Raw genomic sequence first — 16,354 nt, forward strand, 5'->3', positions numbered from 1 at the left:
GCCGCCTCTGATGGGGTGTTCATGGTATCGAATTTAGGTAACGCATTGTCCTTAAAGAAGTTTTTTGAGGATTTGTGGGGCTTTTTGAGCATGGTATTTTTGAGAGGAAACCCAACCCGACCATGCTGACTGATACCAAGCTGCGCAACCTCAAGCCAAAGGACAAGCTCTACAAAGTGAATGACCGTGACGGCCTCTACGTGGCCATCACCCCTGCGGGTTCGATTTCGTTCCGCTACAACTACTCGATCCACGGCAGGCAAGAGACCATCACCTTCGGCCGCTATGGTGTCGGAGGGATCACGCTAGCGGAAGCTCGCGAACGGCTGGGCGAAGCCAAGAAGATGATCGCCGCAGGGAAATCTCCAGCCAAGGAGAAAGCGCGGGACAAAGCCCGCGTCAAGGATGCTGAGACATTCGGCGCGTGGGCCGAGAAGTGGTTGCGCGGCTATCAAATGGCAGATTCCACCCGCGACATGCGCCGTGGAACATACGAGCGAGAGCTAAAGCCGAAATTCAGCAACAGGAAACTGATAGAAATTACCCACGAGGACTTGCGGGCGCTGACTGATGCCATCGTGGAACAAGGCAGGCCATCAACGGCCGTGCTTTGCCGCGAAATTATGATGCAGGTCTTCCGCTGGGCTATCGAACGCGGACAGAAGGTTGAGAACCCGGCCGATTTGGTGCGCCCGTCAACTATCGCCAAGTTTGAGCCGCGAGATCGAGCACTGACGCCCGAGGAAATTGGCTTGATGTACCAGTACATGGAGCGTATCGGCACCACACCTTCAATTCGAGCGGCTGCCAAGCTGCTGTTGCTAACGATGGTTCGCAAAAGCGAACTGACCAACGCAACGTGGAACGAAATCAATTTCACCGACGCGCTCTGGACAATCCCCAAGGAGCGGATGAAGCGCCGCAATCCCCATTTGGTGTTCCTGTCGAGGCAGGCGCTGGATATTTTCATCGCGCTGAAGACCTTCGCCGGCGGTTCGGAATACATTCTGCCATCACGTTATGACTCAGACTTGCCGATGAGCAGCGCAACGCTCAATCAGGTGCTTACCCTTACCTATCGGCTGGCCCAGAAGGAAGGGCAGTCACTTGGCAAGTTTGGACCGCACGACTTGCGGCGCACAGCCAGCACGCTGTTGCATGAGGCGGGCTATAACACCGACTGGATCGAGAAGTGCCTTGCGCACGAACAGAAGGGCGTTCGTGCCATCTACAACAAGGCCGAGTACCGCGATCAGCGCCGGGCGATGCTCCAAGATTGGGCCGACATGATCGACGAGTGGACAATCAGGAAGACCCGCCTCAAGGACTGATTCGGAGCCTAGAGACCTGCATTCTGTAGCGAAATGCCCACTTCGGTGGGCTTTTTTTTGTCCGAAAAACGATGAATTTCCGGACGCGATAAATTGGGTTTAAGTGCCTATTGCAAACCTAATTAAAACAGCGGTTTGCGTTATCAAGATTGTCCGTCAAACGTTGAATTTACGGACACTAAGTAATTGATTTAATTGAAAAAATATGATCGTAGATGCTGGAATTTTCCGGAATTGTGTAGCAATAATTAAACCTCGGATGATGACAAAACGAGGTATTCGGTGTGGAAAAAGAATTAAGGAGAGCAAGTAAAGTTCTCATTAGCAAAAAGCAGCTGCTGGAGATGATTCCGCTGTGCGAGCGCACGATCTACAACTTTGAAAAGCAGGGGAAATTTCCTCAGCGCATTGCGCTCAGTAGCCGCAAGGTCGTGTGGGATTTGGCGGAGGTCGAGGCATGGATTGATGCGTGCAAACATTCCAGCCCGGCCCCTCGTCCCGGAATGGGGGCCTGAATTGTGGCGGCCAACTTGCAGGCGACATTTACGAGTAGACCGCTTGTACTGGGCTTAATACAGCTCCGGTTGGGCCGTGCATGAGTAGCCGAAACAGCGGTCTTAAGCCCATAGGCGCGGTAATAGGCGACTCTGGCGGGCTACTGGAACGCCTTGAAAATATCAGGAAGCGGAACAGTGACCGAACTCCGGCTGCTGAACGCGGTAGACCGTCTAACGTCTCGACCGTGCATGAACAGATGGAAAGGGCAAAAGAGCGGGACAAAGCGTTGTCACTTGTCCGCAAGCCTCCACAAGGCGACGCTCAGCCAGATTTTTTTGCGCCCAGCCTTTATGACGTGGGCGGCCGCGACAATCGCAGCGTCATGGATGTGGCCGTGTTCCGTTTATCCAAGAAGGACAAGCGAGCCGGAGAACTGATCCGCTACGACCTGCCGGATGGATACGTGGAAGTGTCCGCAGGAGCGCACGGAATGGCCTCCATTTGGGACTACGACATTGTGCTGATGATGGTGTCTCACTTGACCGAAGCTATGAACCGCTATCGAGAAGGAAAGGGTGGCAAGCCGGGGAGAGTGTTTCGGCTGCATGTTAGCGACATCCTCAGATTTGCCCGACGTGGTAACGGTAGTAGTCAGGTTAAGGGAGTGGAAGCCGCGCTAGATCGGTTGCGGGGTACTACCATCAAGACAGTGCGCGAAAGCGGCAAGTTCCGGACAACCGAAGCCGAGGGGCTGATCGCGCGCTATCGTGTTCTGTCACGCACGGACACCAAGAAGATAAGTTCTGTCGAGATTGAAGCCCCGGAGTGGATTTATCGAGAAGTCACCGAGGGCAAGCGGCCGGAGGTACTTACAGTACACCGGGACTACTTTCTGATCGAGCCGGGCATAGGACGCTTTATCTACCGACTGGCTCGCCGTGCCGCAGGCAGGGATAGCGCTAAATGGGCTTTCAAGACCCTTTACGAACGCAGTGGAAGCGGTGGCTCGTTCAAAAAATTCTGTTTCTTCCTTCGCGGGATCATCAAAGCCGATGACCTGCCTGAATATGCCTTGTGCGAAGAAGCGGGGAAGGATGGCCCTCTACTGGTCATGAGGCACCGCAATTCCTCGTCGGAACCGCTGGGCGGTTCCTAATAGACGGTGAGTGAGATCGCAAAAGAGCCCCGTTGCGGGCTTTTTTCATTTTGATTGACGGACAGTTGGCGGACAAAGTGGGAACAACCCGCCACGCTGTGGATAGAGTGTCTATTAGGAACCTGAAACCGTCTATTAGGAACCGTTTCGCCGTCTATTAGGAACCGGTATCCGTCTATTAGGAACCGGCATCGCGCGTAATCCATTGAATTAAAAGATTAAATTTCCTTCTTTTTACGCTAAATCTTTTAAAACTATATATAAAACTGTTTAAAACCCTTTTGCCTGTGCATAAGTCGATGGCCCCCATCCGTTAGTTCGGAACTCCTATTCGTGCGAAATCGCGCCACGATCCAAAAGCGTGGCCCCTTGCGGGGTTCCCACCGCTTCGCGGCAGCTCCCCTCCCTCATGAAAGGCGTTCGCTCCGCCCCAAGGCGCTGGCCGAGCTTGCTGCCGTGGGTTGGAGGCTGGACGAGTACGCTAAGGGCAAAGGAGAAACGGGCGACCCAAGGCATCCGACCGTAACGCCGCTCCCCCCCTGTTTAACGGCACCCCACCCCCTGTTTAACGGCACCCGGCCGGTTTCTGAAAACCCAGCAACGGCGGGCGTTTGCGGGCCGTTCGCAAATTCCATCTAAGATTCTCTAAGAATCTCCAGCATGCGCGCTAAGTGCCGCGCCTTGATGGCGCAGCTCCTAGCTTGCTGCTCTTGGTCGGCCTACGGCCGTTGGGCACCAAAAAAGGTAGGGCGGGCCTGCCGTCGCCGACGCGGCTAGTTCCGTGGATTACCCACCGGTCGCAGCACCTGGTCGAGCCGTTGAAACCGGCAAAAAGACGATCAGGCACCAAAAAGGGAAGGGCAGGGCCAAAATCGACATAAGGCCTCTTACGGCCTGCGAAAGCGTCCAAAATCCCTCCTGTATGGGCCGTGGCGGCGTTTTTTCAGTGTCGGAATGTTGTTGACTGTCATGTGTGAAAACTTCTCACAGAGCGATACAGGCCGTTTTTGCGGTGTGTAATAGACGGAGATGCTGCGGCAGGAAAACAAAACCCCGCACTCAGGCGGGGTTGTGGGTGATGGAACTGGCTGTGCGCGTCAGCGATCGATGACCCTGCGTCGCTGCCGTTCTTCCTCTTCCATCTGAAGGATGGCCATTCTCACACGCTCTACCAATACCACCTGATTCTTGCTGCCGAAAAGTGGCATGCGATTAAGCATACCCATGCCGCCGTAGAAATGCGCAGCGGCAGGCAGAGCCAATCGGTTCACCCGATGCTGTAGTGCCGTGTACTGCTTATCCAGTGCATCGAGCTGCGGGCCAAAGCCTTTGCGTCGGAGCCATTGGCCAAGCGCCCACATACCAATACCGAGAACAAAAAAGCCGCCGAGCATCATCAGGCCAAAAAATACATCGTTCATCATGATTACGCCTCCGATTGAGAGTTAACGCCAGAATCCATGCCGGGCACATTGAGCGCGCCGACATTTCCGGTCCTAGCTGTGTCCGATGTCGGACGAATAATGTTGGATTCCGCTTGTGTAGTCGGCTCTGCGCCGTCGTCAGGCGTTGGACTGTCGCCGCCGGGGACGGGAGGGGGAGACCCGGTGCCCCCGAGCGAAAGCCCGTGGGAGCTTTCCATACCGGGTACGCTGATAGCGCCCAGCACGCCAAGCGCCCGTGTGGCCACCTCGGCGCCCTGCGCAACAGCCTTGCCGTTGCCGCCGGTCCCTTCTTTTGGTGTCATCTGCCGTTGCTGAGCGACGGCCTGCTGATCCGTATCGTCGTCACCGCCCTTGGCCGCTCTTCCGGCCTGTTTGGCGGCTTGTTTCAAGCCGCTGCCTGCTTCTTGGCTAGCTGGCGAAGCGGCCGCCGACACTGGATTCGCCGATCCTGACGCGGCACCACCCCCGACGCGAGAACCTGCGGCCTTTGCGGCCGCACCGCTGCCCCCTCCTGTGCTTGCGCCAATTCCAGCGCTGCTGACGCCCGTCGCACCACCGATGCCCCCTGCGGTACTGCCGCCTGCCATGCTGGCGTTCAGTGCGGAGGCCAGTCCACCACCCGCGGCACTGGCAGCGCCTCCGCCAGTTCCTGCGGCCCCTAGTGCTCCTGCGGCCGGGGCTGCTGCCCCTGCTGTTGCAACAGTAGCGACTGCGGCCGCCGCACCGGCTGCACCGGCTGCGGCCATGCCCCCAATTGCAGAGCCGCCGCCCATCGACGTGCCGCTAATCATGCCGCCGATCAGTTCAGGGATGGTTTTGGTCAGGTAGGCGCACACCAAAGACAGGCCGACCAAGGTCATCAACGACGCTTCGTCGTTGGTGTAGGCTGCCGACCATTCTGCGGAAACCTGCATGATCAGACCCACAATCAGAGTCAGGACAAACAGCTTGGCCCCTACCGCAACGGCATAGCGAATGGGAGCCAGTGCATATTCGCGTGTCCATTGAGAGCCACCGAAACCCATAAACAGGACGGCGGCATTGATGATGACGTAGGCCTCTACCAGCGTCACGAACACCAGAGCCGCTATAAACGTAAAACACATCAGGACGATCAATGCAGATACGGCCACCACAACCGATGTGATTGGGCTGAACATCGAAACACCGGCCGTCAGCACCTGCCGTGAAAAGTCCACAGCAGTTGAGAACATATCCCCCGGCATCAGCTCCGCACTACCCAACCCTGCCGCGTGCGCCCCGGCCTGCCGGAAGCTGTTGACGATGGCCCCGCCCCACTCGGTCGCGTGATCGAGCATCGCATAGAAGAACCCTATCACGAGGATGAATTTCACCAGCTCATGGAGGATGTCGCCCAGTTCAGCTCCGCGCATGACCAAAGGAGCAAAAGTCCAAACTAACTGGATGACGGCAAGGCATCCCAAGAGCCACAAGGCGTAGTCATGCAGGCGCGGTGCCCATTGGTTTGAAGCGTTCTGAATCAGCCGCAGAAGGCTGTTCATAGACGTGTTGCTCTGCGCCAAATCGACCCCGGCAGCCATCGCACTAGTTGCAGATAGCAAGAGCACCGCGCCGACAAGCGCGAAAACGGTTGAACGTCGCATAGTCAGAACCCCTCAGACGGGCCGCGAGTGTTTGGGCGGCTGCGGAATTGGTCATCCTGATGGCCATTGCCGACAGCTGCGCATTCCGGCGCGGCGGTGTTCGTGACGACTACGGCCGTCAGTGCCGACCCACCAAGGGCCGAGACGAGGCAGAGGGCGGCAATCAGCGCCTTAGAAATCATCATGGTCAGAACCCCTCAGACGGGCCGCGTGTATTTTCACGGCTGCGGAATTGCTGTTCGGAGGCATCGCTAACGGACTGTCGTTCGTTTTGCTGCGCCATGTAGTTGCCTTGCAGGGTGATTTGCGTGGCCACCAGATCGCGCAGTTTCTGGAGCTGCTGCACGTTCTGCGCCGCAATCTCGTTCCCGGCTTGAATGGCCTGCTGACGGCCAACGGCCGACTGCGAACGGCTCACCAACTGATCCAGCATCGCGTTCTCATCCTCGAATGTGCTGGTATTTACGCCAGCGGCCTGCATGGCCGTGCGGGCGTTATCGAAGCCGGATTGTGCCCAGTCCCGATAGCGCTGCGGCATGTTGTTTTGCCCTTGGCCAATGGAGTTCAGATAGCTGTCATAGCCCTTGAACTGCTGGCGAAACTGTTCGTCCAGATTGCTGATGTTGCGGCCGAGCGACTGCGCCGAGTTGTAGACGCTGGCCACGCGCTGAAGGTCGCCAGTGATGGTGTTGAACATGCGGCTGGGCAGTGACATGCCCTGCTTAATCATGTTGTCGTACTGCTGGATCTGCGTCTGCAACTGCTGGGCCGTGTTCAGTTGCGTGTTGACCGCTTCGGCGTACTCGTACATCTGCTGATAGAACGTCGAGCAGTTCGAGCAGTAGATGGCATAGGCCGGGGCCGGTGCCATGTAGAGACTTACACCAAGGCCTGCGCTTGCCATTGCCAGAGCGAGCGCCGCGCCTCGACCGAATTTTCGGGCGGCATAAGCCGACGTTTTTTGCGATTCCATTTCCATACCGAATACCTCATTTTGTCATCGTCCGAGGTTTGATTATTGACCGATATGGAGCGGTTTTAAATATGCGGATAATCTTGTATCCGCATAGAATTCAATGAATTATGTCCGTAAACTGTCCGTCAATCTTCATGAGATTGTTTCTCAACACTATGATTTTGATCGCGTTTTTTTCATGACGAGCGGAAAGGGCTTGGCTATCCGTTTTGATACGTTTTGCGGACAAAAAAAGCCCACCGAAGTGAGCTTTTGATAAGCCGGTGCGTGGCGTCAGTGGGCCGCGTAATAGGGATTCTGTACGCGATAGAGGTCACGCTCTGTTTCAGGGATGTGCAACGTTTCAAGGTGCCACTCTTCGAGTAAAGAAGCCAGCTCGGCCGCAATGCGCTGGGCTTCCATAACGCTCTTGCTAGGCCGCCCACTGGCTCGACCGAGGCAGGCTTGCAGTTCGTTGAGTTGATTGGCCAATGCGCTGATGCGGTGAGCTGTCTTCATAATCAATTCCCCTTGCTGATCCTTTCCACGATTTTATCGAATTCTTCCCGGACTTGATCGTCCGTAAGCTCAAGATTAACCAATCCTGACTTTATTGCAATTCTTCCGATTCTTTCTGCTGCCTCATTGTCGAGTTTTGCCAATCTGGCTTTCGCCATTTCAAGCTCTGAAAGGGCATCAGAACGGCGCTCTGCGAGGGTTTTTCGTGCCATGATTACTCCGTTGTTTCTTGATGATCGAGTTTCGAAAAAAAGCGCGTAAACGGAGGCTATGTTCTCACCCGAGTCGAGCAATTTACAAGACTTAGATTTGGCTGGTCTAGCTGATGGTCTCTCAAAGCCCCCTCCTTTTGGTGTCAGTCCGTCCCTGATGCTCATGAACTCAGTCGGAAACGCGTTTTTATGCGAATGTATGCGATTCTATGCGATTAGAAGAATTGATTAATGCGATGCTACGCGAATGTATGCGAATTAGCGCGAATGTACGCGATTACGCCATATTTTACTGGCCATTCTGCTCCAGTCGCATAGAATCGCATGAAGCAGTACGGCAAGATGTGTGTTGTACCGGTACGGGCAAGCCCGCACCAGTCCAACACCGCCCCTTACTCACCTGCGGTTCGACGGCATCTTGCTCTGCGAGGCTGTCAGTCGCTCCGCGATATTTACACCAAAGAGGAAAGGCTTATGGCCGGTGAAAATGCGATTGAGGCTATCAAGCCGCATTCGCGTGGGACACGTCCACGGCGGGAGCGAATTGAGGTTTGGGTCAGCATTGATGAGAAAAAAGAGTTAGCCGAAAGGGCCGATCAGGCGGGATTGTCGAATGCCGCTTTCCTTCGCGCTGTTGGGCTGAATCTGCCTATAGGTTCACGGGCCGATTTGGAAGCTGTCCGCCAGTTGGCAAAGGTGAATGGCGACCTAGGCCGGGTGGCCGGATTGCTGAAATTGTGGCTCGCTGAGAAACGCGGTCAGGGCGCGCGACCGATTGACGTAGAAGCGATGATGATGGATTTCCGCGCAATCCAAGAGGACATGCGGGCGCTCATGGGGAGGATTTCCAAATGATCGCACATCGCATCAACCGTGAACGCAAGGCCTCAAGCCCAGCCCGGTTAATCAAGTATATGGTGGCGGCCAAGGGCGGCATTGACCCGACGAGCTGGGAGCGCACGGCCGATTACATTCTGGATTCCGCCAATGGCACGACCGAGGGCGAGAAGGTCGCCAGCTACCGCGTTACCAACTGCGGTACGGATGATCCGGCAGATGCCGCAATCTTGATCCAAGCCACGCAAGCGGCTAACACCAGGTCGAAGGCGGAAAAGACCTACCACTTTGTCTATTCCTTCCCGCCCGGCGAGCAGCCAGACCTTGAGACGCTGCACGCCATCGAAGACGAACTATGCGCTGCCATCGGCCTCGATGAGCACCAGCGTGTATCAGCGGTTCATATCGACACCGATAACCTGCATGTGCATGTGGCCATCAACAAGGTTCACCCGACCGGGTTACAGAACATTGAACCCTATTACGATCAGTTCCGCCTGATGGAGGCCTGTGAGCGTCTTGAGGTAGAGCATGGCTTGCAAAGAACGTTTCATGGTCTGGAGGCAAAGCAGCGGCATCAGAACCGCGACATTGAGCTGTTGCCAGCGAAAGCCCCAGAGCAGCGCGACAGCCTATTCCGGGAACACCTTAGAAACGCTTACGACCTCAGCATATCGAAGCCTCCTGAAGCCAAAACCCTGAACGGGTTGCGCAAGCTGTCCGATACCCGTCTACAGAGACAGTCAGCAGATAAAGCGGAGCCAGTCCGCATCGGCGCGAAGGTGGCCAGCGTGGAGGCGCAGTCCGGCATCGAGACGCTGACCGGGTACGCGGCCCGCGAGCTGGCCCCGGCGATGCGACAGGCGACGAGCTGGCAGGAGCTGCACGACGCAGCGGCCGAACACGGCCTAGAGGTTCGCCAGCGCGGCGCTGGCCTTGTCATCGGCGAGCCAGATTCAGGCATTTGGGCGAAGGCCAGCAACGTCGGCCGCGACCTTTCCATGAAGGCCCTAACTGACCGTCTTGGCCCGTTCCAGCCTTCCGAACGGCAGGCCGAGGCGAAGGCGAACCGCAAGCGGTACGAGCCACGACCCCGGCGGCCGGATAACCCGACGACAGCGGGCCTGTTCAACCAGTACCAGCGCGAGCGACAGGCGGCCATTCTGGCCCGCCGTCAGGGCCTCGACCAGATCAAGCGCGAGAGTGCGGCTTTCAATGCGCAGGTTAAGCAGTGGAGCCAGACAGAGCGAATGCTTTTGAAGGTCGCGGGCAAGGGGCCGACTAAACGCCTGATGTACGGCACTATCAAACAGCAGGCCGACGCCTCGCGCCAAAAGAACCGGCAGAGCGCAGACGCTCGCCGTCAGGCGCTGTTCAAACAGACGACGATGCCCACTTGGGCCGACTGGCTGACGCAGCAGGCCGAGCGCGGCAACGCCGAGGCGCTGGCCGTGCTGCGCGACCGCGAGGAACGGACACGCCGCTGGAACGGGGAGCTACTGACCGCCGACCGGGCCGACAAGGCCAAGGCTGTTGTTCTCGACAAGCTCAAGCCCAAGGCCCGGAAAGACGGGACGATGGCGTACAGCACCATCGACGGCGGCATGGTGATCGACCGGAAGACGCACGTTCAGGCGCAGAAAGCCACGACCGGCGCGGCACTGGTTGCGCTCGAACTGGCGTCCAAGCGGTTCGAGGGCCAAGCCCTCATCGTGGAAGGCACAGACGAGTTCCGGCTTGAAGTCGCCCAGCTCGCCGGTATGCACGGCCTTAAGGTCACGTTCACCGATCCGGCGATGGAGCGTATGCGCCGCGAGACGGCCGAGCATAAGGAAATGGAGAGGGCCTTTCAGACCGAGGTATACGCTCCGAAGGACACCAAAAAGGGAGAGGCGAGCGATATGCCAGGCGTGGCCCCACAGCGTAGGCAGATGCAACCGAAGGACCGCTCTAATGGACTGATATAGCTGAAAACATCGTTCAATGACTCGTCAGAAAGTAGGTTGTCCTGCGTTTATTGGCACTGTTCTATGCTGACGAGGCATTATCCCATAAAGTGTATGGGTTGAATCTTGGAAAGAATAATTAGTAGGAGCTTTAATGCATCTAATAATGCTCGATACATGTGTTTGGCTTGATATTTCGTCTCAAAAAGCTGAATTGCCGATGCTTACTGCCATAGAACATCTGGTGCAGGATGGGAGTATCAAAATACTACTGCCCGATCTGATACGTGCCGAGTACGAACGAAATAAAGATAGGGTGATTGAGGCTACGCGAAAACGGCTCGCCAGTGAATTTCGAGTAATTAAAGGGGTGGTTGAGTCGTTTGGCGGTGAAGGTAAAGAGACTGCGCTCAAAACCTTGGATGATGTTAATCACAGGCTGCCTATTCTTTCCGAAGTAAATCAAAACACAGTAAATCGTGTTACCAAACTTTTTGACATGGCCCACGAAGTTGTAATCTCTGATGTCGCAAAAATCAGAGCAGCAGAGCGGGCTATCGCTAAGAAGGCACCGTTCCATAAGCAGAAGAATAGTGTTGCTGACGCAGTGTTAGCAGAGACTTTCCAAGAGTTTCGGGTGTCACACGCAAGTGAGTACGAAACCTTTAGATTTGTCACTCATAATGTCACGGATTTTTCCGGCAAAGACCACAGGCAGCCACACGACGATTTCGCAGATATTTTTGACGGCAGCAGCTCTTTATTCTTTAACGCCACAAGCTCTGCCATCGAGGATTTGCTCGATCTTGAAGAATTTCACTATGAGAATAGCTTTGCTTGGGAGGACGAAACTCGTGGGCTTCAGGAAATCATGTCTGCGATGGACGAGTTGTTCGATAAAGTTTGGTACAACCGCCATATGAACATGATGTATCACCTAGATAATGGTGACATAGAGGTCGTCCCCGCTGGCACAAAACGCTACGGCAATGATGTGATTCACGAAGATATCCTCGGCCAAGCAGAAATTGCAGCTCAACGGGTCAGGGATAAATATGAAGATACTGGGCCTTGGAGCGACTTTGAATGGGGGATGCTCAATGGGAAGCTCTCTGCCCTACGATGGGTCTTGGGGGATGAGTGGGACATGCTCGACACGTAAGTAAGGATGATATCGCTTCTTATCTATCCCAATGCAAATCCAATTGAGAGCGTGAGTGTCCCGATATTTTATGTCGATAGCCGTATATCCAGCGATTTCATTTGTCAGATGTTCGATTGGATTGTGCAATCCAATCGAACATTCATAATAATTAGTCTATAAATACTGCCGTGCTGAGGACGCAAATGGGCAATGTAACAATCATTACCAATGCTATTGGGCGTTTTGCCAACGCCATGCGGCTCTATGGTGAAGCCTTCATCAGATATCGAGGGCTGGCAGCAATCGACCGTGAAGAGGCTATCCACAACCTCGACCGAGCATTTGAGCAAAATCTTGAGAGTTTTCATACGTTATATGATGTATCGCAAGGGGTGTTTGACTTTCATGCTCATCCGGATACCAGTCTCCTAATTGCTATTCGTAATGCTCTTCATCATCGTGACCATCCTTTATTCCATAGTCTTCTTCAGACTATTTGGTTGGACGGGGAGCCAGAGCGTCTGCTTGGAGCGGAGTATTTAATGGCTAGGCATCGAACGACGGGTGGCAATCCCCCGCCGATGATGCACTTGATCAAGTTGGAAGATATATACAGTCGGCTCGACCCACGTCGTGAATCGGTGCACATAAATCCAATGGGTAAGAGCAATGCTTTATCTAGATTTATCACTCTGGAAAATGGCCTTGCCTTCGAGAGAGTATGGGCCAAAGCAAAAAAAGATCGCTATCCTACCAAGCAGGTGTATTTGGACTTGTTGCCGATATTTAATTCTGCGGTTTCGAGAGTTTTTGCTGCATTGGATACGGCGGGAGTGCCGTTTCAAGGGTTTGATGCAAACGCCTATAAATCTACATTTATTGATGAATTAGAGACAGACCTTCAACATTTCGATTTCTTTGGTCTGCGTATGCATGCGCTACAGATAGAATTAGGCCCGAAGTTCACAATCCAAGAGGCCTCTATCAAACGGGGCTGTACCTACGAAAAGGTGATGGAGGACGAATAGACGTCTATTATCGGGGTAAGGATGGTGCAGATATCATGACCCGGGCTAGGAGAATGGCATCAAATGAAAGACAGACCACATAGAGAGGCCATGGCCGAGTACTTCCGAGCCGATCCGACCTATGCAGCGGAGTTGCTTGCCGAAGTCCGTCGTGACGGCAACCCGAACGAGCTGGCAATTCTGTTGCGGCAGATGGACGAGGCGTTCGGGAGCGACTGCAAACGTTCGGGCTCTCCGGTGAGACAACTATGACGCAAGCAGCTTGGACACTCGACGGACGGCCGGTAGATGCGGCTTCCATTTCCGGCGCCGAGTGGGAGGCGTTGAAACAGACGGCGCAGTTAGGTGACTTTGTCATGCCGTGCTGCAAGGCACCGGCAGTACTCAAGACAAGCATCAATGGTTTACCTTTCTTCGCTCATCTGTCGGAGGAGTGCGGCACTGCGCCCGAGACTAAATGGCATAAGTCGGTTAAGGCAGCAGTGATGGCCGCCTTAACCGGCATGGGTATCGAAAACCGTGACGAGGTGCCGGGCCGATCACCAAGCGGCGACAAGTGGGAGGCTGATGTTCTCTTCTCGGTTTCCGGTCGCACCATCGTCATCGAGCTGCAACGTTCCTACCAGCATCTACGCGACTTCACGCGTCGGCAGGAGCGGTACGTTGCATCGGGCGTTGAGTGCTACTGGCTGGTTCGCAAAGAGATATTCATGACCTTAGGAAAGGCCACGTCACGCCTATTGTTGAAGCGTGATTTCGGCAACGTGTTTCCGGCTAGTGGAATCGGTACTGGCATGCTGCCCGAGTTGCCGGTGGCGATACTGGACACCGAGGGCGAGCAACCGGTTCAGTTCGGCGGGTTTAAGACCGCGACTGTGCCTGTGTGGTTGGCTGGCATCCTTGATGGTGCATACCAATATCGCGGCGGCTCTTGGAACCTTAATTGACTGAAAGGGGGGGATTGAGCGCACGCCATACGGCGCGTTAAAAAACTGAGATGAGAGTACTTCTCAAGTTTTCTAATAGAATGCGTTTTATATATTTTAATAGTGCATAAATTCTGCAATTTATAAATGTATCTTTATAAACTGTAAGGGGGGGAAGGGATGTCTGCATTTACGATTCAGATAAAAAACTGCAACAGCATCGAAAGTGCTGAGATTCGGATCAATAAGGGCACGCTTAATATAAAGTACGGCCCTAATGGATTGGGGAAAAGCTCAATAGCGAAAGCAATCCTAGCATCCGTTAGCGATGATGGAACGCTTCAAAAATTGAAGCCCTTTAAACATCGTGCGTTTGCAGGGCAGTTTGATCCGTCTGTGGTTGGGGTTGAAGATATAAAGTCGGTTTTGGTTTTTGACGACACCTATGTGTCGCAATTTGCATTCCAGCGGGATGAAGTACTCAAGAATAGTTTTGAAATATTCATAAAGACAGATGATTTTCTTGCTGCTATGCAGGAGATAGAAGGACTATTCCAAGGAATAAAGGCGGCTTTCGACGGAAATGAGAACTTGGGCAATGCTATATCAGACCTGAAAGAACTTCGTGATGCATTTGGAGTTACAAAAACGGGGGCGCTTTCCAAGTCAAGCAAGGGATATAAAGCATTTGGTTCCGGAAATAAAATTGCAAATATTCCAGAACATCTCAAGCCATTTGAAGAATTTATAAAAAGTGATCAACCGGCGACGTGGATAGCTTGGCAGACTAAAGGTAATTCCTTCTTGGAATTGTCGGATAACTGCCCTTATTGTTCTTCGAGTTTTCAAGGTACTGATAAGAAGGACGTGGCGCAAGCAGTTGCCAAAGAATACGATTCAAAGTCCGTTGAGCATTTGAGTGCGTTACAGGCAATCATTGCAAGATTGGGAAAATATTTTGATGATGCCTGCCGTGAGAGCTTGGAGAAAATTACAAAATCAAAGGTTGAGCTTTCGTTAGAAGAAACTAATTTCCTAAGCGCCCTTAGAGGCGACGTTGAAACGCTCATTGCAAAACTCGAAGGGTTGCAATCTATCTCGTTTTTTGCACTTCGAGATGTTGAGAAAATTGAAGACGAAATCAGCAAGCTAAGAATTGATCTCGGCCTTCTTGGGAGGCTTAATTCGGCAGATACTAAATCTGTGGTTGATCCCGTAAATGCTAAGCTCCAAGAGTTGGCGGAGAAGGTGGGAGAACTTAAAGGTAAGATCAACAAGCATAAAAAGCTAATTGAGAGAACCGTCGCGGAAAATCAAGATGGCATTAATGGATTTCTGAAGTCAGCTGGCTACAAATACAGCGTGGTTATCAAGTCTGAAGCCGAGTCTTACAAGATGAAGCTGGTACACCAAGACCATGACGAACATATTGAGACAGCGGCCCAGCACCTAAGCTATGGAGAAAGGAACGCCTTCGCTCTTATTCTATTCATGTATCAGGTTCTGAGGGAAAAGCCTGGGTTGGCGGTCTTGGACGATCCTGTCTCAAGCTTTGATAAGACGAAAAAATTCGCCATTCTGAACGAGTTGTTTAGAGGCAAGGCAAGTCTTCGTGATACGACCGTCCTTATGCTGACACATGATATTGAACCTGCAATAGATGTTATACGCGGCGTTAAGCGATTATTCCAACATCCTAAGCCAACGGCATATTTTCTGGCGTCGAAAGCGGGTGTAGTGTCCGAGGTGGAGATTAGAGAGGAAAATATTCAAACATTCGCGCAGATATGTAGTGATAATATTCACGAACTTGATGATGAGGTCATAAAGTGCATATATTTGCGGAGGCATTTTGAAATCATCAATGATCTAGGTGCGGAATATAATTATTTGGCCAATCTTTTACACGCTAGGGACGTGCCAATTCTAAAATCTGCCGTGGGCGATATCGCTATGAATGCTGAACAGATTATGAACGCTGAAGCTGGCATCAAGAAATTCATCCCGGCTTTTGATTACTCGGCGGTGATTGCTGCGATTAAAGATAAAGCAGAGATGAAGCGTCGCTTCACAGAAGCTACCGTTGGGTACGACAAAATCCAGCTTTTCCGCATCTTTAAGGAAGTGCATGGTTCCGCCAATGGGGAGCAGGATAGCATTCTTCAGAAATTTGTGAACGAGTCATTCCACATCGAGAACGAATATGTGATGCAGCTAAATCCCCACAAGTTCGATAATGTGCCGGAGTATGTCGTTTTGGAATGTGATAGGGCCATTCTGGCGTCCTAACCCTGTCACCAAATCTATGTGTGGAGACGTGGTATTAATCATGGTATTTTATTTAAATGTTAATGTAAATGTATGAATTTAATGATTTTTTTCATCCAAAATACCATTGAGTGGGAGTGATTTGACACTTCCCGCAGCCTGTTCGTAACTAGGCCGAAGTGACTGAAACCCTCTGTTTTTACAGAGGGTTTTTCTTTATATGACCAAACATTTTCTGCCTGTTGTCAGTCATTGAGGTAAGTTATAGGTAAAGCAGATTATTGTTTGTGGTCGAAATATAGCCTATGTTCAGACCTTGGTATGATTGATAGCGCCAGGGGATACTGACCTGCTCCCCGTTGATTAATACACACCGATGTTAGTAATGTCTTCATAAGCCACATGAGGACATCCCCATGAAGAAGCGTTTTTCCGACGAACAGATCATCAGTATCCTCCGCGAG

The 16,354-nt window shown here is 52.9% G+C and carries 15 protein-coding genes; 10 read left to right on the plus strand and 5 right to left on the minus strand.

Annotation, left to right across the window (positions count from 1 at the left end):
- Positions 1-122 precede the first annotated feature (122 nt).
- The 3 genes from ACJ8IL_RS14910 to ACJ8IL_RS14920 all read left to right on the plus strand — a co-directional run bounded on the left by ACJ8IL_RS14910 (position 123) and on the right by ACJ8IL_RS14920 (position 2,985).
- Positions 123-1,331, plus strand: coding sequence for a tyrosine-type recombinase/integrase (locus ACJ8IL_RS14910; RefSeq protein ID WP_024248387.1), 1,209 nt, complete (start codon positions 123-125; stop codon positions 1,329-1,331).
- Between the two features lie 284 nt (positions 1,332-1,615).
- On the plus strand, positions 1,616-1,846 hold the full coding sequence (locus ACJ8IL_RS14915; RefSeq protein WP_000410046.1) for a helix-turn-helix transcriptional regulator: 231 nt from the start codon (positions 1,616-1,618) through the stop codon (positions 1,844-1,846).
- Positions 1,847-1,926: 80 nt separating this feature from the next.
- Positions 1,927-2,985, plus strand: a complete 1,059-nt coding sequence (locus ACJ8IL_RS14920; protein ID WP_021577798.1) for a replication initiator protein A — start codon at positions 1,927-1,929, stop codon at positions 2,983-2,985.
- Between the two features lie 1,097 nt (positions 2,986-4,082).
- Here ACJ8IL_RS14920 and ACJ8IL_RS14925 read toward each other — a convergent pair.
- From ACJ8IL_RS14925 to ACJ8IL_RS14945, 5 genes are all read right to left on the minus strand, one after another.
- The gene (locus ACJ8IL_RS14925; protein ID WP_021241842.1) at positions 4,083-4,409 is read right to left on the minus strand and encodes a hypothetical protein; all 327 of its coding nucleotides are present in this window, start codon (positions 4,407-4,409) and stop codon (positions 4,083-4,085) included.
- A gap of 2 nt (positions 4,410-4,411) precedes the next feature.
- The gene (gene trbL / locus ACJ8IL_RS14930) at positions 4,412-6,055 is read right to left on the minus strand and encodes a P-type conjugative transfer protein TrbL (protein WP_021241841.1); all 1,644 of its coding nucleotides are present in this window, start codon (positions 6,053-6,055) and stop codon (positions 4,412-4,414) included.
- Positions 6,056-6,242: 187 nt separating this feature from the next.
- Entirely contained in the window at positions 6,243-7,034 is a 792-nt protein-coding gene (trbJ, locus tag ACJ8IL_RS14935; protein WP_000425121.1) for a P-type conjugative transfer protein TrbJ, read from the minus strand.
- 270 nt (positions 7,035-7,304) lie between these two features.
- Entirely contained in the window at positions 7,305-7,529 is a 225-nt protein-coding gene (locus ACJ8IL_RS14940; RefSeq protein WP_000844753.1) for a hypothetical protein, read from the minus strand.
- Positions 7,530-7,531: 2 nt separating this feature from the next.
- Complete coding sequence (locus tag ACJ8IL_RS14945; RefSeq protein WP_000101767.1) at positions 7,532-7,741, minus strand: TraC family protein; 210 nt, start codon at positions 7,739-7,741, stop codon at positions 7,532-7,534.
- Positions 7,742-8,065: 324 nt separating this feature from the next.
- Here ACJ8IL_RS14945 and ACJ8IL_RS14950 point away from each other — a divergent pair, with 324 nt between their 5' ends.
- From ACJ8IL_RS14950 to ACJ8IL_RS14980, 7 genes are all read left to right on the plus strand, one after another.
- A complete protein-coding gene (locus tag ACJ8IL_RS14950) occupies positions 8,066-8,596 on the plus strand; it encodes a plasmid mobilization protein (protein WP_442516634.1) in 531 nt (176 codons plus the stop codon).
- Positions 8,593-10,545, plus strand: coding sequence for a TraI/MobA(P) family conjugative relaxase (gene traI, locus ACJ8IL_RS14955; RefSeq protein ID WP_021577797.1), 1,953 nt, complete (start codon positions 8,593-8,595; stop codon positions 10,543-10,545). Before ACJ8IL_RS14950 ends, traI begins: the two co-directional genes overlap by 4 nt.
- A 133-nt stretch (positions 10,546-10,678) precedes the next feature.
- The gene (locus ACJ8IL_RS14960; protein ID WP_029392364.1) at positions 10,679-11,686 is read left to right on the plus strand and encodes a PIN domain-containing protein; all 1,008 of its coding nucleotides are present in this window, start codon (positions 10,679-10,681) and stop codon (positions 11,684-11,686) included.
- A gap of 185 nt (positions 11,687-11,871) precedes the next feature.
- Entirely contained in the window at positions 11,872-12,696 is an 825-nt protein-coding gene (locus tag ACJ8IL_RS14965; RefSeq protein ID WP_021577795.1) for a hypothetical protein, read from the plus strand.
- Positions 12,697-12,786: 90 nt separating this feature from the next.
- The gene (locus tag ACJ8IL_RS14970; RefSeq protein WP_430407852.1) at positions 12,787-12,948 is read left to right on the plus strand and encodes a hypothetical protein; all 162 of its coding nucleotides are present in this window, start codon (positions 12,787-12,789) and stop codon (positions 12,946-12,948) included.
- Positions 12,945-13,643, plus strand: coding sequence for a competence protein CoiA (locus tag ACJ8IL_RS14975; protein ID WP_442516635.1), 699 nt, complete (start codon positions 12,945-12,947; stop codon positions 13,641-13,643). Before ACJ8IL_RS14970 ends, ACJ8IL_RS14975 begins: the two co-directional genes overlap by 4 nt.
- A gap of 159 nt (positions 13,644-13,802) precedes the next feature.
- A complete protein-coding gene (locus tag ACJ8IL_RS14980) occupies positions 13,803-15,911 on the plus strand; it encodes an AAA family ATPase (protein WP_137510350.1) in 2,109 nt (702 codons plus the stop codon).
- The last annotated feature ends 443 nt before the right edge of the window (positions 15,912-16,354 follow it).

Origin of the sequence: Serratia sp. CY47444, from assembly GCF_052168635.1 — a bacterium.
GTDB lineage: Bacteria > Pseudomonadota > Gammaproteobacteria > Enterobacterales > Enterobacteriaceae > Serratia > Serratia bockelmannii.